This window comes from Streptomyces sp. NPDC102490 (genome assembly GCF_044765285.1).
Classification (GTDB): Bacteria; Actinomycetota; Actinomycetes; order Streptomycetales; family Streptomycetaceae; genus Streptomyces.
The window spans coordinates 340,056-359,747 of the sequence record NZ_JBIWJU010000006.1; the positions used below are offsets into that span (position 1 = coordinate 340,056).

16 protein-coding genes are annotated in these 19,692 nt (G+C 74.4%); 10 read left to right on the forward strand and 6 right to left on the reverse strand.

Annotated elements, in window-relative coordinates:
- The first annotated feature begins 34 nt into the window (after positions 1-34).
- Together ACIRGB_RS15850 and ACIRGB_RS15855 are read left to right on the forward strand one after the other, a co-directional pair.
- Positions 35-292, forward strand: a complete 258-nt coding sequence (locus tag ACIRGB_RS15850) for a DUF2530 domain-containing protein (protein ID WP_403864272.1) — start codon at positions 35-37, stop codon at positions 290-292.
- Positions 293-391: 99 nt separating this feature from the next.
- Complete coding sequence (locus tag ACIRGB_RS15855; RefSeq protein WP_403864275.1) at positions 392-2,800, forward strand: HAD-IC family P-type ATPase; 2,409 nt, start codon at positions 392-394, stop codon at positions 2,798-2,800.
- 4 nt (positions 2,801-2,804) lie between these two features.
- On the opposite strand, the gene ACIRGB_RS15860 is transcribed toward ACIRGB_RS15855, so the two are convergent.
- The 3 genes from ACIRGB_RS15860 to ACIRGB_RS15870 form a co-directional block, all read right to left on the reverse strand.
- Positions 2,805-3,563, reverse strand: a complete 759-nt coding sequence (locus ACIRGB_RS15860; protein WP_403864278.1) for a calcium-binding protein — start codon at positions 3,561-3,563, stop codon at positions 2,805-2,807.
- Between the two features lie 186 nt (positions 3,564-3,749).
- A complete protein-coding gene (locus tag ACIRGB_RS15865; protein WP_403864281.1) occupies positions 3,750-6,878 on the reverse strand; it encodes a sacsin N-terminal ATP-binding-like domain-containing protein in 3,129 nt (1,042 codons plus the stop codon).
- Between the two features lie 166 nt (positions 6,879-7,044).
- Positions 7,045-7,971 carry a DUF3027 domain-containing protein gene (locus tag ACIRGB_RS15870; RefSeq protein WP_403864284.1) on the reverse strand — a complete coding sequence of 309 codons (927 nt, stop codon included), beginning with the start codon at positions 7,969-7,971 and terminating at the stop codon, positions 7,045-7,047.
- Positions 7,972-8,315: 344 nt separating this feature from the next.
- Here ACIRGB_RS15870 and ACIRGB_RS15875 point away from each other — a divergent pair, with 344 nt between their 5' ends.
- From ACIRGB_RS15875 to ACIRGB_RS15890, 4 genes are read left to right on the forward strand one after another with little or no spacing between them, the layout of a single operon-like run.
- Positions 8,316-9,707, forward strand: a complete 1,392-nt coding sequence (locus tag ACIRGB_RS15875) for an MFS transporter (protein ID WP_403864287.1) — start codon at positions 8,316-8,318, stop codon at positions 9,705-9,707.
- A gap of 58 nt (positions 9,708-9,765) precedes the next feature.
- Positions 9,766-10,275, forward strand: coding sequence for a DUF2771 domain-containing protein (locus ACIRGB_RS15880; protein WP_403864289.1), 510 nt, complete (start codon positions 9,766-9,768; stop codon positions 10,273-10,275).
- 27 nt (positions 10,276-10,302) lie between these two features.
- On the forward strand, positions 10,303-11,007 hold the full coding sequence (locus ACIRGB_RS15885) for a futalosine hydrolase (protein ID WP_403864292.1): 705 nt from the start codon (positions 10,303-10,305) through the stop codon (positions 11,005-11,007).
- A complete protein-coding gene (locus tag ACIRGB_RS15890; RefSeq protein ID WP_403864881.1) occupies positions 10,997-11,854 on the forward strand; it encodes a 1,4-dihydroxy-6-naphthoate synthase in 858 nt (285 codons plus the stop codon). The genes ACIRGB_RS15885 and ACIRGB_RS15890 overlap by 11 nt, the downstream gene beginning before the upstream one ends.
- Before the next feature lie 19 nt (positions 11,855-11,873).
- Here the strand turns inward: ACIRGB_RS15890 and ACIRGB_RS15895 are convergent, their stop codons facing one another.
- A complete protein-coding gene (locus tag ACIRGB_RS15895; RefSeq protein WP_003974650.1) occupies positions 11,874-12,257 on the reverse strand; it encodes a cold-shock protein in 384 nt (127 codons plus the stop codon).
- 174 nt (positions 12,258-12,431) lie between these two features.
- Here ACIRGB_RS15895 and ACIRGB_RS15900 point away from each other — a divergent pair, with 174 nt between their 5' ends.
- The gene (locus tag ACIRGB_RS15900) at positions 12,432-12,710 is read left to right on the forward strand and encodes a hypothetical protein (protein WP_403864296.1); all 279 of its coding nucleotides are present in this window, start codon (positions 12,432-12,434) and stop codon (positions 12,708-12,710) included.
- Here ACIRGB_RS15900 and ACIRGB_RS15905 read toward each other — a convergent pair.
- Positions 12,659-13,321, reverse strand: a complete 663-nt coding sequence (locus ACIRGB_RS15905; protein WP_403864299.1) for an HAD family hydrolase — start codon at positions 13,319-13,321, stop codon at positions 12,659-12,661. The genes ACIRGB_RS15900 and ACIRGB_RS15905 overlap by 52 nt on opposite strands.
- A 337-nt stretch (positions 13,322-13,658) precedes the next feature.
- Complete coding sequence (locus tag ACIRGB_RS15910) at positions 13,659-14,669, reverse strand: hypothetical protein (RefSeq protein ID WP_403864302.1); 1,011 nt, start codon at positions 14,667-14,669, stop codon at positions 13,659-13,661.
- A gap of 138 nt (positions 14,670-14,807) precedes the next feature.
- Between ACIRGB_RS15910 and ACIRGB_RS15915 the strand changes: the two genes are divergently transcribed.
- From ACIRGB_RS15915 to ACIRGB_RS15925, 3 genes are all read left to right on the forward strand, one after another.
- The gene (locus ACIRGB_RS15915) at positions 14,808-17,411 is read left to right on the forward strand and encodes a helicase-associated domain-containing protein (RefSeq protein ID WP_403864305.1); all 2,604 of its coding nucleotides are present in this window, start codon (positions 14,808-14,810) and stop codon (positions 17,409-17,411) included.
- A gap of 393 nt (positions 17,412-17,804) precedes the next feature.
- On the forward strand, positions 17,805-17,975 hold the full coding sequence (locus tag ACIRGB_RS15920; RefSeq protein WP_403864308.1) for a hypothetical protein: 171 nt from the start codon (positions 17,805-17,807) through the stop codon (positions 17,973-17,975).
- Between the two features lie 78 nt (positions 17,976-18,053).
- Entirely contained in the window at positions 18,054-19,691 is a 1,638-nt protein-coding gene (locus ACIRGB_RS15925; RefSeq protein ID WP_403864311.1) for a DNA repair helicase XPB, read from the forward strand.
- The last annotated feature ends 1 nt before the right edge of the window (position 19,692 follow it).

A 19,692-nucleotide genomic window follows, 5' to 3' on the forward strand; every position in this document is an offset into this window, starting at 1 on the left:
CAACCCGTTCGCCCGCTCCTCGTAAGCTGTACGCATGACGAAGTGGACACCCACGCACGAGGCGCCGGAGCCCCTGGAGGGCCCCGTGGTTCCGACCGTCGTCGGCGGCACCCTCCTCTGGTTCGTCCTCTTCCTGGTGCAGCTGCCCTTCTACGGCTGGTTCGAGGACCACGGGCACACCTGGTGGGTGTGGACCTGCCTGGCCGGCGCGGGCCTCGGCCTGATCGGCATCTGGTACGTCCGGGGGCGCGAGGCCGCGATCAAGCGGGACGCCGCCCGGGCCGGGAAGTAGTACCTGGGCAGCACGTCGGGCCGGTACGTCTCGTACCCAGGTCGGATCTTCTCCGCGCTCGGTGGGTGAAGCCGTAAAACCGCACGTACCGTCGATCGCATGACGCATCTCGACGCGGACAGACGCGATCCCGCGCACCCCGCGCACACCGTTGGCGCCCCTTCGCCCGCGACCGGACTCACGGCGGCCGGGGTCGCCGAACGGGTCGCCCGCGGCCAGGTCAACGACGTGCCGGTGCGCAGCAGCCGATCCCTGGCCGACATCGTCCGCGCCAACGTCTTCACCCGGTTCAACGCGATCATCGGCGTGCTGTGGGTGATCATGCTGTTCGTGGCGCCGATCCAGGACAGCCTGTTCGGCTTCGTGATCCTCGCCAACACCGGTATCGGCATCGTCCAGGAGTGGCGGGCGAAGCAGACCCTCGACTCGCTGGCCCTGATCGGCGAGGTCCGGCCGACGGTGCGCCGGGACGGGCAGCCCGCCGAGATCAGTACCTCCGAGATCGTGCTGGACGACGTCATCGAGATCGGCCCCGGCGACAAGGCCGTCGTCGACGGGGTGTGCGTCGAGGCGGACGGGCTGGAGATCGACGAGTCGCTGCTGACCGGTGAGGCCGACCCGGTGGTCAAGCAGCCCGGCGACCAGGTCATGTCGGGCAGCTTCGTGGTCGCGGGCGGCGGCGCCTTCCGGGCCACCAAGGTGGGGCGCGAGGCGTACGCCGCGCAGCTCGCCGAGGAGGCGTCCCGCTTCACGCTGGTCCAGTCCGAGCTGCGCTCCGGCATCTCCACGATCCTCAAGTACGTCACGTGGATGATGGTCCCGACCGCGATCGGCCTGATCCTCAGCCAGCTGCTCGCCAAGGACAACGAGCTGGACGACTCGATCGCGCGCACCGTCGGCGGCATCGTGCCCATGGTCCCCGAGGGCCTGGTGCTGCTCACCTCCGTCGCCTTCGCGATCGGCGTCGTCCGGCTCGGCCGCAAGCAGTGCCTGGTGCAGGAGCTGCCCGCCATCGAGGGGCTGGCCCGGGTGGACACCGTCTGCCTGGACAAGACCGGCACCCTCACCGAGGGCGGCATGGACGTCACCGGCCTGCGCCTGCTCGACGGCGCCGACGAGACGTACGTGCGCACCGTGCTCGGCTCCCTCGGCGCCTCCGATCCGCGTCCCAACGCCTCCCTCCAGGCGATCATCGACAGCTACCCCGTCGACGGGTCCGCCGGGGCGTGGCGGTGCACGGGGTCGCTGCCCTTCTCCTCCGCCCGCAAGTACAGCGGCGCCACCTTCGACGAGGGCGACGGCGTCTCCCGCACCTGGCTGCTGGGCGCGCCGGACGTGCTGCTGGCCGAGGACGACCCGGCGCTCGCCGAGACCGGGCGGCTCAACGAACAGGGGCTGCGGGTGCTGCTGCTGGCCCGCGCGGAGGGTGCGCTGGACGCCCCCGAGGTGGCCCGGGAGGTGACGCCCACCGCCCTGGTCGTGCTGGAGCAGCGGCTGCGCCCGGACGCCGCCGACACCCTGCGCTACTTCGCCGAGCAGGACGTGCGCGCCAAGGTCATCTCCGGCGACAACGCGGTGTCGGTCGGCGCGGTCGCCGCCAAGCTGGGGCTGTCCGGCGCCACCGTCGACGCGCGCCGGCTGCCCGCCGAACGGGAGGCGATGGCCGAGGCGCTCGACGGGGGCACGGTGTTCGGGCGGGTCACCCCGCAGCAGAAGCGGGACATGGTGGGCGCCCTCCAGTCACGCGGCCACACGGTGGCGATGACCGGCGACGGCGTCAACGACGTCCTCGCGCTCAAGGACGCCGACATCGGCGTGGCGATGGGCTCCGGCTCGGAGGCGACCCGGGCGGTCGCGCAGATCGTGCTGCTGAACAACAGCTTCGCCACCCTGCCCTCGGTGGTGGCCGAGGGCCGCCGGGTGATCGGCAACATCACGCGCGTGGCGACCCTGTTCCTGGTCAAGACCGTGTACTCGGTGCTCCTCGCGATCCTGGTGGTCTGCTCGCGGGTGGAGTACCCGTTCCTGCCCCGCCACCTCACCCTGCTGTCGACCCTCACCATCGGCGTCCCCGCGTTCTTCCTGGCCCTCGCCCCGAACAAGGAGCGGGCCAGGCCGCACTTCGTCCGGCGCGTGATGCGGTACGCGATCCCGGGCGGCGTGGTGGCCGGGGCGGCGACCTTCGTGACGTACCTGGTCGCGCGGCACCACTACGCGGGGCCGGGCGCGCTGGACGCGGAGACGAGCGCGGCGACGCTGACGCTGTTCCTGATCTCGATGTGGGTGCTGGCCATCATCGCCCGGCCGTACACCTGGTGGCGGGTGCTGCTGGTGGCGGCGATGGGGCTGGGCTTCGTGATCGTGCTGGTGGTGCCGTGGCTCCAGGACTTCTTCGCGCTGAAGCTGGTGGGCGTGACGATGCCGTGGGCCGCCGTCGGCATCGCGGTGGCCGCGGCGGCCGTCCTGGAGCTCCTGTGGAGGTGGGTCGACCGCCGCTTCCCCGCGTAGCGGGCTACTTCACGTCGACGAAGTCGGAGACCGAGGTGATCGCCCCGGACGCCGAGTTGCCGGCGAAGACGTAGCGGTAGTAGCCGTCCGCGCCGGCCTTGACGGTGGTGCTGAGCTTGCCCGCCGAGTTGGACTTGACGGTCTTCAGCACGGTGTACGCCTTGGTGCCCTTCTTCAGGTACTGGAGCTGCACCGACTGGCCGGAGTACGCCCCGTACTTGAGGGTCTCCCAGTTGGCCCGGGACAGCTTGCCGGTGACCGTGAGGGTCTTGCCCTTCTTCACCGGCTCCGGCGAGGCGTTGGTCGACACGGCGCTGCCGCGCTGGAACTTGAAGGACCCGGCCTTGTCCTTCCAGAGGTAGTCGCCGTCCTTGGCGTCGATCCAGACGCCGACGTACCAGGTGCCGGCCATCGCGTTGTCGAGGTAGTCGGTCCGCGGGTCGATCTTCACCGAGGCCGTGCAGGTGGAGGTGGTCGCGCTGACCTTCTTGCAGGTCGGCTTGCCCGTCGACTCGTACCCGTAGCCCGGGCCCTTCAGGTCGAAGGACTCGGCGCCCAGGATGCCGGAGTTATCGGTGGCGGTCACGCTGACCGAGATGGTCTTGGCGCTGCCGGTGCCGATGGCCACCTTGTTGTCGCCGTCCACGACGACCTTGGTGACCCGGGTGTCGCCGCTTCCGCCGTCGGCCTGCGCGGCCGGAACGGCGAGGGCGGTCAGGGCCAGGGCGCCGGTGGCCGCTGCCACCAGGACTCGTGTGCGCATGTGTTCCCCACGTGAGGACAAGGGGCCCCGGCAGTCGTCACCGCGCCGGGACCCGGAGGGTCGTGAGTCTGCTGACTCGCCTCATAGATCCACGGCGCGGCGCGAAGGTTGTACGGGAGGTGAAGGAAATGTACGCGCGCCTTCACATCCGGTCGGTCCGGGCGGATTCAGTCGAACCAGCGCGGTTCAGTCGAACCAGCGGTCCCGGGCCAGTTCCTCCGTGCGGGACTCGTCCTCCAGCAGCGCCGCCACCTCGAAGCGGCGCGGCCACTGACCCGCCGCCCAGGCCAGGCCGGCCGCCACGCCCTCCAGCGTCGCCGCGTGCAGGACACCGTCGTCCGTCAGCCGCCAGTCGATCTCCACCCCGTCGACGACCAGTTCCTCGTGCTCCACGTACGACGCCGGGGTCCGCGCCCCGATCAGCACCCGCACCGGCTCCGGTACGGCGTGCTCGGCGCCCTCGGAATCGACGCGCCCGGTGACGGACTCGCTCAGCCGGCGCACCTGGAACAGCTCCGCCAGTTCGGCGGCCCGGGCCGGGCGGACCGGCAGCAGCGGCACGCCGGACGTGAAGGGCAGCAGGTCGGGCGAGTCGACCACGACCGCGTCGGCGGCGTCCACCACGCGCACCTCGCCGTCGACCACGGCCCGCACCTCGTCCGGCAGGGTGACCCGGTCCGGGTCCAGCTCGGCCAGCGCCCCGTACAGGGCGTGCAGTTGGGCGGCCGTGACCGGGCGGTCGGGGTCGGCGAGGCGGTCCAGGAGTTCGGCCGCGCCGCCGGGCTCGTCGAGGAGCGCGGCGACCGAGGTGCGCACGCCCAGCGCCCGCAGCACCTGCTCGTCCTCGAAGCCGGACGCGTCGGCCTCCTCGTACAGGCCCCGCAGCAACGGGTCGCCGCCCGCCGCGCGCAGACCGGCCGGGCGGCGTCCGCCGAGCACCGGGTGCCCGCGCAGCCACCACGCGGTGTACGGCCGTACGACCTCGTGGGTGCCGTCGGGCAGCAGGATCCGCACGGGCTCGACGAGCGCGTCGCGCAGCGGCGGCCGGGACAGCAGGGCGAGGGCCTCGGGCCAGTGGTCGTCGTCCACGAGATCGAGGTCGCGCACGGCGACGATCTCGGTGGCCACCGGCGGGACGGGGGTGTCCGGGAAGCGGTCCAGGACGTCCTCGCTCCACACGTCCACGGCGTCGAGCAGCCCCGCGTCGTCCGGCTCGGCGAAGTCCCCCTCGCGCGGCTCCAGTTCGTCGGGGTCCAGGACGACGTCGGTGGCGCGGACCAGGGCGAAGGTGACCAGGACGCCGCAGGCGGCCAGCGGCTCGGGCCCCCACCTCTCGGCGAGTTCGGCGTCCACGGCGGCGAGTTCGTCCTCGCGCATGACCCGGGCGAACGGGCCACCGGGGAAGACGAGTTCGCCCGCCGGGGACAGTTCGCCGTCCTCGTCGGTCAGGGCGAGGGCGCCCAGCCAGGGCTCCTCGCCGGGGTCGAGTCCGGCCTCGCGGACCAGGCCGAGGACGGTGTCGGCCAGTTCCTCGGCGTCGAGGGCGTCCTCCTCCCAGTTGGCGGCGCCCTCGTCGTCCAGGGAGGCGGCGACGGCGGCCCGGACCTGCGGGGTGGTCAGCACGGCGCGCGGGGTGGCGGGCAGGGCGCCGAGCTTCTCCAGGAGCGGGTGCGCGGCGTCCGGGTGGGCGACCTTCAGGCCGAGGCGGGTGAGGACCTCCGGGTCGAGCGAGGCGGCCTCCGGGGCGGGCAGCAGCACCTGCCGGGGCCCGATGGTCGTACGGCCGTCGGCGAGCGGCACCGGCAGCCCGGACAGCCGGTCGGGGTCGACCCCGGCGAGGCTGTCGTAGAGGCTGCGCCACCAGGCGGGCGCCTTCTCCAGGCCCGCCAGCCGGTCGATCGCGTCGGTCAGCGGCACCCGGGCCACGCCCAGCGTGCGCAGTTCGGCACGGCGTTCGAGACCGGCGGGCAGCAGGGTCGGCAGCACCTCGGCAAGGACCCGCACGGTGTCGGCGCCCGCGCCCTCCACCACCTCGGCGTCACGCGGCCGCAGGGACTCCGGCAGGTCGTCCTCCGCGTCCGGGCCCCCGGAGGGCAGGGCGGGCGGCAGGAAGGACGTACGCGGCAGCCGGTCGAGGATCGCCTGCCGCAGCACACCGTCCAGTTCGCCCCGGCCCAGCGCGCCGGGCACCAGGTCGATGAGGCCGGTGGTGACCGGCCGCCAGTCGACGAGCAGTCCGGCGTAGGCGTCGGCGGCCCGTTCCGTCAGGAAGTCGGTGAGCGGTCCCGGCGCGGTGTGCCGCCGGGTGGCGTCCAGCGGGAAGGACGCGATGAGCAGGGCGGGCACGCCGAGCGGCTCGTCGCTGGGCGTCGGTGCGTGCACGACGGGGCTGGTACGGGGGCGGACGGGGGCGCCCTCGGCGTCGACGGGCACCGCCCAGGTCACCGACCAGTGGGGACGCAGCCGCTCCTCCACCGGCCGGTCGGCGAGCAGGTCGGGGGTGAGGGGGCCGTGCGCGGCGGCGGTGCGCCAGCGGGTGACGCCCTCCCGGGAGTCCTCCACGACGGTCAGGGCGTCCTCGGTGCGGCGCGTGAGGGTGCGTACCTCGTCCCCGGCCTCGATCACCACCTCCGCCAGGCCCGGCAGGGCGAGCAGCAGCGCGTCGTCCACCCCGTGCAGAAGCCGTTCGGCGAGGTCGGCGGCGGCCGTGTCGCGCAGCGGCAGGATCACGGCCGTGTCGTAGGGGGCGGGGGCGCTGCCCTCGGCGGGGAACGGCAGCCGCAGCAGCGGCACGTGCCCGTCGCGCCGCCGAATCTCGTCGCCCAGGCCGGGGCTGTGCCGGGCGGTGTCGGCGGCCAGGTCGCGGGCCTCGGCCAGCGACCAGCGCACCCCGCCGTGCCGGCCGACGACGGCGGGCTCGTCGGTGACGGCCAGGACGGCGGCGAAGCCGACCCCGAACCGGCCGACCGAGCCCTCCACCGCGTCCCGCTTGGCGGAGGCGCGCAGGGTGGACAGCGACTCGACGCCGGTCGCGTCGAGCGGGGCGCCGGTGTTGGCGGCGACGAGGACGCCGTCGCGCAGGGTCAGCCGCAGCCGGCCGGGCACGCCGGACCGCGCGGCGGCGTCGGCGGCGTTCTGCGCGAGTTCGACGACCAGCCGGTCGCGGTAGCCGCCGAGGACCAGGTCCTCCTCCGCGTTGGCGTCCTCACGGAAGCGGGCCGGGCTCGTCGCCCAGGCGTCCAGCACCCCGCGCCGCAGCCGCGCCGTCCCGAACGGATCGGCACCCTCGGCGGCAGGCCGTACGAACATGCTCACGGTGACTCTCCTCATCGACGGACCACGAAGGTACCGCCCCCGCCGCCCGGCGCACTCGCGACGCCGGTCGGCATCAACCAGCCCGTCCGGCGTTTGAGGACGAGGCCGTCAAGGCCGAAGGGGGTCTGGGGGCGCAGCCCCCAGGGACCTCAGCCACCCACGGACCTCAGGAGTGCCCCAGCTCCGCCGCCGCCTGATCCTCACTCACCGGGACCGAGCCGGAATCCGCGGCCGGCCGCAGCGGAAACGGGTCCACCCGCGTCTCGTCGATCACCGGCGGAGCCACCCGCGGCGGCTTCGGCATCACCGCCGCCTCGGAGTGCCCCCCGCACCCGTAGGCCAGCGACACGACGTGCCCGTCGGCCGGGGAGAACTCGTTGGCGCAGACGCCGAAGGCCTGACCGAGCGAGCCACCGATCCGGGCGAGGAAACCGCAGCTGACGCAGGAGGCGGGGGCCGCCTGGGCCATCGCGGTCTTCGGGCCGTAGCCCTCCTCCCAGCGGTCGGCGGCGACGTGCAGGCCGTACCGGGACAGCACCCGGGTGCGGCGCAGGCCCAGCTCCTCGGCGACCGCCGAGATCGTGCCGCGGGCCGGGACGGCCGACAGTTCGGCGGGCGGCCCGGAGGTCACCTCGGCGTCCTCGGCCTCGACCAGGTCGGCCATCTCGTGGGAGACGGCGGAGTTCGGCGGCGGCTCGTCCTCGCCGGTCCAGCCGGGCTCGAGGCGCAGGTCGTCCGCGTCGGTGGGCAGCAGGTCGCCGGGGCCCATGTCGCCGGGCCGCAGCCGCTCGCTCCACGGCACCCACTCGGGGGCGAGCAGCGCGTCGGGGCCGGGCAGCAGCACCGCCTCGTCCACCGTGACGATCTTGGCGCGGGAGGCGCGGGCCACCGTCACGGCCCAGCGCCAGCCCCGGTACCCCAGCTCCTTGCAGGCGAAGTAGTGCGTGACGACCCGGTCGCCCTCCGACACCAGGCCCTCGTGCTCGCCGACGACGCCGGGTGCGGCGGCCTCCTCGGCTGCGGCGCGGGCGAGGTCGACGGCCTCGGCGCACAGACGGTCAGGGGTGCGGCTTCGCGTTGTCGCTGCGCTCACAGGTATCGCTTCTCTCCATACGCCGTCTCACGAGTGCGCCGCTGCCTGCGAGGGGCGGACGGAGCGGACCTGTGGACCGCGTCGACGTCCGCGCCCGATCGCGCTCGGGCGCACCTACGTCATCCATTCTGCGGGATGGCCGTAAGGCGCGCGGCCGAGAACGTTCGCCACGACGCGCTACGCACGCTACCTGCTCATGTGCCCTGGGCCTACACCGACGGGAGTTTCGGCGGGGTACGACCCGGTGTTCCGGGGTGGTGCGGGCGCCGGAGTCACCCGACCCGATCACCGCCATACGCGCCGTAACGACGCTACAACGGCCGCTCTCGGGGCACTATGACGGGGTGGCGACCGCACGGACGGAGTTCAAGAGCGGGAGCCGGCGGCGCGGCCCCGGCTCCCGGTTCCGTGCGGTCGGCCGGGTCCTGCGCCTGCCGGTGACCGGTGCCGCGCGCGGCATCCGGCGGGCGACGCACGCGCACGGCGCGGGCGAGTCGGGCCTCGGCAAGCTGATCGAGCTGCACGGGGTGAACGGCGCCGGGGACGTGATGATCACCGTCGCGCTGGCCTCGACCGTCTTCTTCTCCGTCCCCACCGACGAGGCGCGCGGGCGGGTCGCGCTGTACCTCGCCATCACCATGGCGCCGTTCACGCTCCTGGCGCCGGTGATCGGCCCGCTCCTGGACCGGCTGCCGCACGGCCGCCGCGCGGCGATGGCGAGCGCGATGGGCGCCCGCGCGGTGCTCGCGCTGGTGCTGTCCGGCGCCGTCGTGACCGGCGGCATCGAGCTGTACCCGGCCGCGCTGGGCGTGCTGGTCGCCTCGAAGGCGTACGGGGTGGTCAGGAGCGCGGTGGTGCCGCGGCTGCTGCCGCCCCGGGTGTCCCTGGTGAAGGCGAACTCGCGGGTCACGCTGTGCGGGCTGCTGGCCACCGGTGTGGCCGCGCCGATCGGTGCGGGGCTCCAGCAGGTGGGGCCGCGATGGCCGCTGTACGGCGCCTTCATGATCTTCGTGGCGGGCACCGTGCTGTCGTTCACGCTGCCGCGGAAGGTGGACTCCGCGCGCGGCGAGGACCGGGCGCTGCTGGCCGCGGACGAGGGGCACCTGCCGGGGCCGCTGCGCAAGCGGGGCAAGCGCCCCGGCCTGCGCACGGTGGGTCCGGCGGTGACCCACGCGCTGGCCGCCAACGCCGCCATCCGCTGTCTGACCGGTTTCCTGATCTTCTTCCTGGCGTTCCTGCTGCGGGTGCACCCGATGACCGGTCAGAGCGCGGCGGTGTCGCTGGGGATCGTGGGTGTCGCGGCCGGGGCGGGCAACGCGCTGGGCACGGCGGTCGGGGCGTGGCTGCGGTCCCGGGCGCCGGAGGTGATCATCGTGACGGTGATCGTGTTCGTGCTGGGCGCGGCGGTGGTCGCCGCGGTGTTCTTCAGCGCCTTCCTGGTGGCGTGCCTGGCGGCGGTCGCCGGGTTCGCGCAGGCGCTGGCCAAGCTGTCCCTGGACGCGCTGATCCAGCGGGACGTGCCGGAACTGGTGCGCACGTCGGCGTTCGCGCGCTCGGAGACGCTGCTCCAGGTCTCCTGGGTGGTCGGCGGCGCGGTGGGCATCGTGCTGCCGCTCAACGGCACGCTGGGCCTTTCGGTGGCCGCGGCGATCATCGCCGCCGGGTGGCTGACGACCGTACGGGGGCTGCTCGACTCGGCCCGCCACGGAGGGCGGACTGGGCCGAGGGTGGCGTGACCACGCCACGCCGTACCCAGGTGGGGGACGGGGCGGGGGCGCCGTATAGCCTTCCGCCATGACCACGTTGCCCCGCGGCACCGCCGCTCTCGGACACCGCGTTGTGCGACGCCGCCGCGCCGTCGCCGCCGCAGGCGCCGTGTCCGCCGGACTTCTCCTGCTGTCCGCCTGTGACGAGCCGACCCCGATCGCGACGATCACGGTCGGCAGTGACTCGGTCAGCTCCGAGGCCACCTGCGGCGGAGAGGGCAAGACCCTTTCGGCCAAAGAGATCGACACGTGCCTGAAGGACAAGGACGCGAAGTCCATCACCGTCGACCAGGACGAGACCGTGCGGTTCGGCGTCGACCCGGACGTCGCCGACAAGCACTGGACGATCCTGATGAACGGTCAGCAGCTGGTCGAGGACAGCGACAAGACCTACCGCACCGTGCCGGGCAGCGTGTTCTTCAACGCGCAGTACGGCGCCCAGGGCAACTCGACGAACGTCGCCGTCGCGGCCCGGGACGGCAAGGACGACAGCCAGAACATCACCGGTGTGTGGGTCTTCAAGCTGAAGAAGGACTGACCGCCCACGTCCTCCGTGCACCTCCTCGTGGCCACCGCGGTCCCCGTCGAACGGGACGCGGTGGCTCGGGCGTTCCCGGCGCCGGGCGCCGAGGTGGCCCGTCCCGGGATCGTCCTGCACCGGCTGCCGGGCGGCTGGGACCTGCTGGCCGCCGGGGTCGGCCCGGCCCTGGCCGCCGCCTCCACGGCCGCCGCGCTGACCGCCGCGGCCCTCGACGGCACGCCCTACGACCTGGTCGTCTCGGCCGGCATCGGCGGCGGCTTCGCCCCGCAGGCGCCCGTCGGCTCGCTCGTCGTCGCCGACGCGATCACCGCGGCCGACCTGGGCGCCGAGACCGCCGACGGCTTCCTGCCGGTCACCGACCTCGGTTTCGGCACCGTCACCCACCTCCCGCCGGCCCCTCTGGTCCGCGCCGTCGCTGAGGCGACCGGGGCCCGGCCCGGCACCGTCCTGACCGGCTCCACCGTCACCGGCACCGCGGAGCGCGCCGCGCTGCTGCGCGCCCGCCATCCGGGCGCCCTGGCCGAGGCGATGGAGGGCTTCGGCGTCGCCGAGGCTGCCGCCGCGCACGGCGTGCCGGTGCTGGAACTGCGCGCGGTCTCCAACCCGGTCGGCCCGCGCGACCGCGCCGCCTGGCGCATCGGCGAGGCGCTCGCGGCACTGACGGACGCCTTCGGGAAGCTCGCCCCCGCCCTCACGAGTTGGAACCCACATGACCGACATGACTGCTGAGACCGCCGAGCCCCTGCGGATCGCGTACTCCCCCTGCCCGAACGACACCTTCGTCTTCGACGCCCTGGCCCACGGCCGCGTCCCGGGCGCCCCCGCCCTCGACGTGACCTTCGCGGACATCGACGTCACCAACGGCATGGCTGAGCGCGGCGAGTTCGACGTGCTGAAGGTGTCGTACGCCGTGCTGCCGTACGTCCTGGACGACTGGGCCCTGCTGCCGTGCGGCGGGGCGCTGGGCCGGGGCTGCGGTCCGCTGGTGCTGACCCGGGAGGCTGGCGCGGATCTGCGCGGGCGCACGGTGGCGGTGCCCAGCGAGACCTCGACGGCGTACCTGCTGTTCCGGCTGTGGGCGGCGGACACGGTGCCCGGCGGGGTCGGCGAGATCGTGGTCATGCCGTTCCACGAGATCATGCCGGCCGTGCGGGACGGGAAGGTCGACGCGGGTCTGGTGATCCACGAGGCGCGCTTCACGTACCAGAACTACGGGCTGCACAAGCTCGCCGACATGGGCGAGCACTGGGAGCACACCACCGGGCTGCCGATCCCGCTCGGCGCGATCATCGCGAAGCGCTCGCTGGGCGCCGAGGCGCTGAACGGCCTCGCCGACGCCGTCCGCCGCTCGGTCCGCGCGGCCTGGGACGACCCGGAGGCGTCCCGGCCGTACGTCATGGAGCACGCGCAGGAGATGGACCCGGCCGTCGCGGACCAGCACATCGGGCTGTACGTCAACGAGTTCACCGCCGACCTCGGCGAGGACGGCTACGCGGCGATCCGGGGCCTGCTGACCCGCGCGGCGGCCGAGGGACTCGTACCGGCCCTCGGCCCGGACGCGCTGGCGTTCCCGTAGGACGGCCGGGGCGAGGGGGTCAGACGTCGAGCTGGTCCGCGACCGCGCGGAGCAGCCCGGCGATCTTCTTGCCCGCCGTCTTCTCGGGGTAGCGGCCGCGCTCCAGCATCGGCGTGATGTTCTCCAGGAGCGTCGTCAGGTCCTGCACGATGGAGGCCAGCTCGTCCGGCTTCTTGCGCTGCGCGGCCGCGACCGAGGGGGCCGGGTCGAGGAGGGCGAGCGACAGGGCCTGGTCGCCGCGCTGTCCGGCGACGACACCGAACTCGACGCGCTGTCCCGGCTTCAGGCTCTCGACTCCGGCGGGGAGGACCGAGGAATGGACGAAGACGTCACCGCCGTCGTCGCGGGAGAGAAAGCCGAAGCCCTTCTCGCTGTTGAACCACTTGACCTTGCCGGTAGGCACGTCTGTCCTCGTCCTCGTACTCGTCGGAAAACTGCTCGGAAACATGCTCGGAAACGGCTCTTGATAGCACTTGGGCGGGTCGTCCTGACCCGCCGGTACCCAGGCTAATGGTCTTCGACCCGGTGACAAGACGTCCCCGGGTCGTTCTCCAGGCCTGGGAACTACCCTGGTCGGGTGCGTGAACAAACCCAAACGAATTCCGCCGCGCCGGGTGACCGGCTGATCCGCGCCGGTGCGATCGTCTTCTTCGTCGGCGCCGTGGCCACTCTGGTCACGGTGGCCCCGCTGCTGCTGGACACGACGCCGTTTCCCACCTACATGTTCGGGCTGAGCATGCTGATGGGAGTGGGCTTCCTGGTCGCCGGTGCCGGGGTGCTCCGGTCGATCGCCGCCGGGCGGCGTCAGGCGCGCGCCGCGTCGAGCCCCGCGACGTCGCCCTCGCCGTCCCGGTAGGCCGCGAGCCACGCCGGGAACCGGGTGAGGTCGGCGAGGACCACGTCGGCGCCGGCCGCGCGCAGTTCCCCGGCGTCGCACGGCCCGCTGGCCACGGCCACCGAGCGGGCACCGGCGGCGCGGGCTCCGCGGACGTCGCCGACGTGGTCGCCGACGTAGACCTCCGCGTCGTGCTCGCGCAGCGCGACGGCCTTCTGCTCGGCCCACAGGCCGCCGATCACGGCGTCCGGCTCGATGCCGAGGTGCGCCAGGTGCAGCTTGGCGTTCGGCTCGTACTTGGCGGTGACCACGACGGCCCGTCCACCGGCCTCGCGGACCGCCGCGACGGCCTCGCGGGCGCCGGGCAGCGCGAGCGTCGGCTCGATCGCGTACGCCGGGTAGATCTCCCGGTACAGGTCGGCGACGGCCTCGATCTCCCCGGCCGGGAACCAGTGCGCCAGCTCCTCGGCCAGCGGCGGCCCGAGCCGGGTGACGGCCAGGTCGGCGTCGACGTACGTCCCGGTACGCGCGCTCAGCTCGAGGTAGCAGGCTCGAATGCCGGGCCGCGAGTCGATCAGCGTCATGTCGAGGTCAAATCCGACGGTGGGCGCGGGACGGGTCGTAGAAGCCATGGCCCCCATTGTGCCGGGCCCCCGGCGGGGCCCGGTCCGGCCGCCGGGTCGGTCGATCGCCACGTCGGCCGGCCGCCGGGTCGGTCAGTCGCCGGATCGGACCGCCGCCGGGTCGGTCAGCCGCTGGGACGGTCGGCCGCCGGTTCGCTCCGCCGCCGGTTCAGCCCGCCGCCAGTTCAGTCGGCCGCCGGACCGGTCAGCCGCTGGGCCGGCGGGAGCGCGCCTGTGGCCCTCGGCGACCGGGTCGCCCCACTGGTCCTCCCAGGCCCCGGACGGCCGCCTCGCCCCGACCGTGCTCCGCGACCGCGAGGCCGCGCCGGTGGCGGCGGGCTCGTGGTCAGGCGTTGGGGCGGCGGGTTCGCCAGAGGAGGTAGAGGGCGGTGGTCACGGCGGCGGTGCGCAGGACCCAGGGCCAGGTTTCGGCGATCGCGTCGTTCATGTGGCCCTCGGCGATCGGGGCGCCCCAGCGGCCCTCGGTGCGGCCCCACAGCCAGACGACGCCCGCGGCGGCGACCGTGCCGGGCAGTCCCAGGACGGCCCACTTCGACTGGGCCGGGGTCAGCCGGCGGGAGAGGTAGGCGATCAGCCAGCCCAGGCCGAGGGGGACCAGGTTGCCGAGCACGGCACCGACGAGCAGGAGGGCCGCGGCGAGCAGCAGGAGCGGGCTGTTCCAGCCGCCCTCGGGCCACAGGCGGGGCAGCCGGCGGACCTTGGTCTCCCCCACCGTCCCGGCCGCCGGGTCGTCGGCCTCCACCAGGGCCGCGGCACCGGGGGCCTTCTCGATGGGCGTGCTCTTCGCGTCCGCCTCGTCCTCCGGGCCGGGCGGACGCCTGAGCAGCTCCGGGATCTCCACGCCGCCGACGAACCCGGGCACGCTGTCGCCCAGGCCCCCACCGGCGAAGGGGCCGTCGTCGACGCGCCACCAGTCCGGGCGGCCGTCGCCGACGTCGCCCAGTTCCCGCGCGCTCGCCAGATGGGGCGGGGAGGCGGCCGGACGCGCGGCCGGGGGTTCGGGTGCGGGGCGCCGCCGGCCCTTGCGCCGCTCGGTGTCGCGCGACCCGGTCTCCCGCTGCTCGGGCACGGCGGTGGGCGGCGGCGCCGCCTGCTGCCGTACGCCGCTCGCGCCGCCCGCCGCGGTGACGATGTCGTCGGGGTCGCCGAGCCGGTCCAGGATGCGGCGGACCGCGGCGGGACTGTCCACGGTGGTCTTCGCCCGGTGCCGGTCGATCTCGTTGCGCAGCTCCGACACCAGCCGCATCCGGGCGGCCGACGGCAGCTGCCGCTGCTGGGCCACGTCGCCGACGCGGCTCAGATACTCGAAGACGACCTGGTCGCTCTCGATCCCCACGTTCCCCTCCGGGGCGGTGCGTCGCGGTATCCGTCGTACCCCGTCGCACGACGGTACCGAATCTTCCCCGTCCGGCCGACGGCACCGCACCGTCGCACGCGCACCCCGCCGTCCGGCCCACCCGCTAACGTGGACCGGATGAGCACCGAGGAGAAGTCCGCGGCCCCCCGGTCCCTCGCGGAAGCGCTCCGCGTCAGGGACGACGTCTCGCTGGCCGCCCTCCTGCGCAGCCGTCCCGACCTCATCACCCCCGTGCCGACCGACCTCACCCAGCTCGCCACCCGCGCCGGCACCCGCGCCTCCGTGGTGCGGGCGCTGGAGCGGCTGGACCGGTTCACGTTGCAGACGGCCGAGGCGCTGGCCGTGGCGCCCGACCCGGCGTCGTACGGCGAGCTGCTCGCCCTGATGGGCGGCGACGAGGAGGACCCGGCCGTCGCCGCCGCGCTGCCCCGGGCCGCCGCCCTGCTGCGCGAACAGGCGCTGGTGTGGGGCCCCGACGACCGGCTGCGGCTGGTGCGCACCGCCCGCGAGCTGCTCGCGCCCTCCCCGCAGCATCCGTCCCCGACGGGGCTCGGCCCCACCGTGCGGGAGGCGACGGCGGGGATGTCCCCGGGCCGGATCCAGGAGATCCTGGGCGCCGTCGGCCTGCCCTCGACCCACGACTCCGTCTCCGCCGTGTCCGCGCTCGGCACCCTGTTCGCCGACCGCGGGCGCATGGCGGCGCTCCTCGCCGAACTGCCCGCGGAGTCCCGGGAGGTGCTGGACCGGCTGGTGTGGGGGCCGCCGTACGGCCAGGTCACCCACGACCCCGCCGCGCACCTGCGCGCGCTGCTCGACCGCGGTCTGCTGCTGCCGACCGCGCCCGGCACGGTCGTCCTGCCCCGCGAGGTCGCCCTGCACCTGCGCGCGGGCCGGGCGCACCGCGTGCCCGAGCCGGTGCCGCCGCCGGTGGAGGCGGCCGCCACGCACCGTCCACAGGTTGTGGACGCCACCGCGGCCGGACAGGCCCTGGCGGCGCTGGCGACCGTCGACGAGCTGCTGAAGGAGTGGGACGAGGGGGGACCCACGGTGCTGCGGGCCGGCGGCCTGAGCGTGCGCGACCTGAAGCGGACCGCCGTCGCCCTGGACGTGCCCGAGCCGGTCGCCGCGTTCTGGGTCGAACTGGCCTACGGCGCCGGTCTGATCGCCTCCGACGGCGAGGCAGAGGAGCGGTACGCGGCGACCCCGGCGTACGACGAGTGGCGCGAGCTGCCGCCCGCCGAGCGCTGGGCGCGGCTCGCGGGGACGTGGCTGGCGGCCACCCGGACGCCGGGCGTGGTCGGCGGGCGGGACGCGAAGGACCGCACGCTCTCGGCGCTGGGCCCCAACCTGGACCGTTCGGCGGCGCCGGAGGTGCGGCACCGGGTGCTGGCCCTGTTGGCGGGGCTGCCCGAGGGCGCCTCGCCCGTCGAGGAGTCGCTGCTGGCCCGGCTGCGCTGGGAGCGCCCGCTGCGCGGCCCGCAGCGGGAGCACCGGGAGCACCGGGAGCCGGGGAAGGCCCGGGACGACGACCTGCGGAGCCGGATCGCCCGGTGGACGCTGTCCGAGGCCGAGCTGCTGGGCGTCACCGGGCGCGGCGCGCTGGCGGCACCGGGGCGGGCCCTGATCGGCGCGCCCGAGGCACCCCGTCCGGCGGCGCGGGAGACGGGGGAACCCGAGGGCCCGGGCGACAAGCTCCCCGTGCACCACCACCGCACGCCCCCGGTGACCGCGCTCCTGACCCCCGCCGAACGGGCCGCGGCCACCGCGACCGCCGCCCGGCTGCTCGCCCCGCTCTTCCCCGAGCCGCTGGACCACGTGCTGCTCCAGGCCGACCTGACGGCGGTGGCGCCGGGGCCGCTGGAGCGGGAGCTGGCCGACGTGCTGGGGGTGCTCGCGGACGTGGAGTCCAAGGGCGGGGCGACCGTCTACCGGTTCACCCCGGGTTCGGTACGCCGTGCGCTGGACGCCGGGCGGAGCGCCGCCGACCTGCACGCCTTCCTCGCCCGGCACTCCCGTACGCCGGTGCCGCAGCCCCTGACGTACCTGATCGACGACGTGGCCCGGCGACACGGGCGGCTGCGGGTGGGCGCGGCCTCGGCGTACGTGCGCTGCGACGACGACGCGACGCTGGACGAGATCCTGGCCGACAAGCGGGCCGCCGGTCTCGGCCTGCGCCGGCTGGCGCCCACCGTGCTGGCCGCGCAGGCCGACCCGGCGGCGCTGCTCGACGGGCTGCGCGCGCTCGGGTTCGCGCCGGCCGCCGAGTCCGCCGCGGGTGACGTGCTGATCGCCCGCGCGGACTCCCACCGCACCCCGCCGCGGGCCGCTCCGGAGCCGGTCCCGGACGGTCCGCCGGCGCCCGACGACACGCTCCTGGCGGCCGCGGTCCGCGCCGTGCGCGCCGGTGATCTCGCCTCCACGACGCCGCGCAAACCGGGCCCCGGGAGCGAGGAGGGCGGTGAGGGCGGCGCGCCGGGCGGCACCCTGCCCCGCACGGGCGCCGCCGAGACGCTGGCCACGATGCAGGCGGCGGTCCTGACCGGCGAGGCGCTGTGGATCGGCTACGTGAACGCCGAGGGCGCCGCCAGCCAGCGCGTGATCGCGCCGATCCGGGTCGAGGGCGGCTTCGTCACGGCGTACGACCACACGGCGGACGAGGTGCGCACCTACCCGCTGCACCGGATCACCGGCGTGGCCGAGCTGGCCGACGACGCGGGCTGACCGGCGTACGGCACCCGTGTACGACGCGCGGCGCACTTTCGGGTGTACGCCGTGGTTCATGCACGCCACGCCGGGTGATTCGCACCTGCGAGGGAGCTTTTTTCATATTCCGCATCGGGTCGCGGGCGGTCGGGCAGCCACCGGGTGCCCCGCAAACCAACCGAAAGGAAGAACCCGATGCGTACTGTCGTTCGCCGTGTCGCCACCGTCCTGACCTCCGCCGCGGCCCTGCTCGCGGCGTTCGCCGCCGAGGCCGCCGCGGTCGGCATCGACCTCGGCGGAGGCGTCACGCTCTGACCGTCCCGCTACCGCGTTCCCCGCGGCGGGCCGGACCCCGGCCCTTCCGGGTCCGGCCCGCCCCCTCCCCTTCCCGAGATCCTCGAAAGGCCCCCCATGCGTGGCAAGTCCCCCGCCCCCGGTCCGGACCGTTCCGCCGCCCGGTCCGCCGTCGCCGTCTCCGTCGCCGCCCTGATCACCGCCGCGGCGCTGTTCGGGGCCCTCGCTCCCAGGGCCGCCGCAGTGGAGGGCCCGCTCATCAACAACATCAGCGTCGCTCTCGGATAGGCCCGGGCCCGCGATCAGGCACACTGGACGTTTGGCCGAGCCGTCGTCCGGCCGTACGCACGCGAAAGGGTGCCGCCCGTGAATGGTCCGCTGATCGTCCAGTCCGACAAGACCCTGCTCCTCGAAGTCGACCACGAGCAGGCCGCCGACTGCCGTCGGGCCATCGCGCCGTTCGCGGAGCTGGAGCGGGCGCCGGAGCACATCCACACCTACCGGGTGACCCCGCTGGGCCTGTGGAACGCGCGGGCGGCGGGCCACGACGCCGAGCAGGTCGTGGACGCGCTCGTCGAGTACAGCCGCTACCCGGTGCCGCACGCGCTGCTGGTCGACATCGCCGAGACGATGGACCGCTACGGCCGCCTCACCCTCTCCAAGCACCCGGCGCACGGTCTGGTCCTGACGACCACCGACCGGCCGGTGCTGGAAGAGGTGCTGAAGTCGAAGCGGATCGCGCCGCTGGTCGGCACCCGCATCGACGCCGACACCGTGGCCGTGCACCCCTCCGAGCGCGGGCAGATCAAGCAGACGCTGCTGAAGCTGGGCTGGCCGGCCGAGGACCTCGCCGGGTACGTCGACGGCGAGGCGCACGCGATCGAGCTGGCCGAGGACGGCTGGGCGCTGCGCCCGTACCAGAAGCAGGCGGTGGAGAACTTCTGGCACGGCGGCAGCGGTGTCGTCGTGCTGCCCTGCGGCGCGGGCAAGACGCTGGTCGGGGCGGGTGCGATGGCGCAGGCCAAGTCGACGACGCTGATCCTGGTGACCAACACCGTCTCCGCCCGGCAGTGGAAGCACGAGCTGGTCAAGCGCACCTCGCTGACCGAGGAGGAGATCGGCGAGTACAGCGGGACGCGCAAGGAGATCCGGCCGGTCACCATCGCCACGTACCAGGTGCTGACGACCCGGCGGAAGGGCGTCTACCCGCACCTGGAGCTGTTCGACTCCCGGGACTGGGGGCTGATCGTCTACGACGAGGTGCACCTGCTGCCGGCGCCGGTCTTCAAGTTCACCGCCGACCTCCAGGCCCGGCGGCGGCTCGGGCTGACCGCGACCCTGGTGCGGGAGGACGGCCGCGAGTCGGACGTGTTCTCCCTGATCGGGCCGAAGCGGTTCGACGCCCCGTGGAAGGAGATCGAGGCGCAGGGCTACATCGCGCCCGCCGACTGCGTGGAGGTCCGGGTCAACCTGACCGACTCCGAGCGGCTCGCGTACGCCACCGCCGAGGCGGAGGAGAAGTACCGCTTCTGCGCGACGACCGACACCAAGCGGAAGGTGACGGAGGCGATCGTGCGGCGGTTCGCCGGGCAGCAGATCCTCGTCATCGGCCAGTACATCGACCAGCTCGACGAGCTGGGCGAGCACCTGGGCGCGCCGGTCATCAAGGGCGAGACGTCCAACGCCCAGCGGGAGAAGCTCTTCGAGTCCTTCCGGCAGGGCGAGATCAGCGTGCTGGTCGTCTCGAAGGTGGCGAACTTCTCGATCGACCTGCCGGAGGCGACGGTCGCCATCCAGGTGTCGGGCACCTTCGGCTCGCGGCAGGAGGAGGCCCAGCGCCTGGGCCGGGTGCTGCGGCCGAAGGCCGACGGCCACCAGGCGCACTTCTACTCGGTCGTCGCCCGCGACACCCTCGACCAGGACTTCGCCGCCCACCGCCAGCGCTTCCTGGCGGAACAGGGCTACGCCTACCGGATCATGGACGCGGACGAGGTCCTGGGCTGAC

Coding starts and splice junctions, on each gene's coding strand:
- ACIRGB_RS15850 (WP_403864272.1), top strand. CDS start 35: ATGACGAAGTGGACACCCACGCACGAGGCGCCGGAGCCCCTGGAGGGC.
- ACIRGB_RS15855 (WP_403864275.1), top strand. CDS start 392: ATGACGCATCTCGACGCGGACAGACGCGATCCCGCGCACCCCGCGCAC.
- ACIRGB_RS15860 (WP_403864278.1), bottom strand. CDS start 3,563: ATGCGCACACGAGTCCTGGTGGCAGCGGCCACCGGCGCCCTGGCCCTG.
- ACIRGB_RS15880 (WP_403864289.1), top strand. CDS start 9,766: ATGACCACGTTGCCCCGCGGCACCGCCGCTCTCGGACACCGCGTTGTG.
- ACIRGB_RS15890 (WP_403864881.1), top strand. CDS start 10,997: ATGACTGCTGAGACCGCCGAGCCCCTGCGGATCGCGTACTCCCCCTGC.
- ACIRGB_RS15905 (WP_403864299.1), bottom strand. CDS start 13,321: ATGGCTTCTACGACCCGTCCCGCGCCCACCGTCGGATTTGACCTCGAC.
- ACIRGB_RS15915 (WP_403864305.1), top strand. CDS start 14,808: ATGAGCACCGAGGAGAAGTCCGCGGCCCCCCGGTCCCTCGCGGAAGCG.
- ACIRGB_RS15920 (WP_403864308.1), top strand. CDS start 17,805: ATGCGTGGCAAGTCCCCCGCCCCCGGTCCGGACCGTTCCGCCGCCCGG.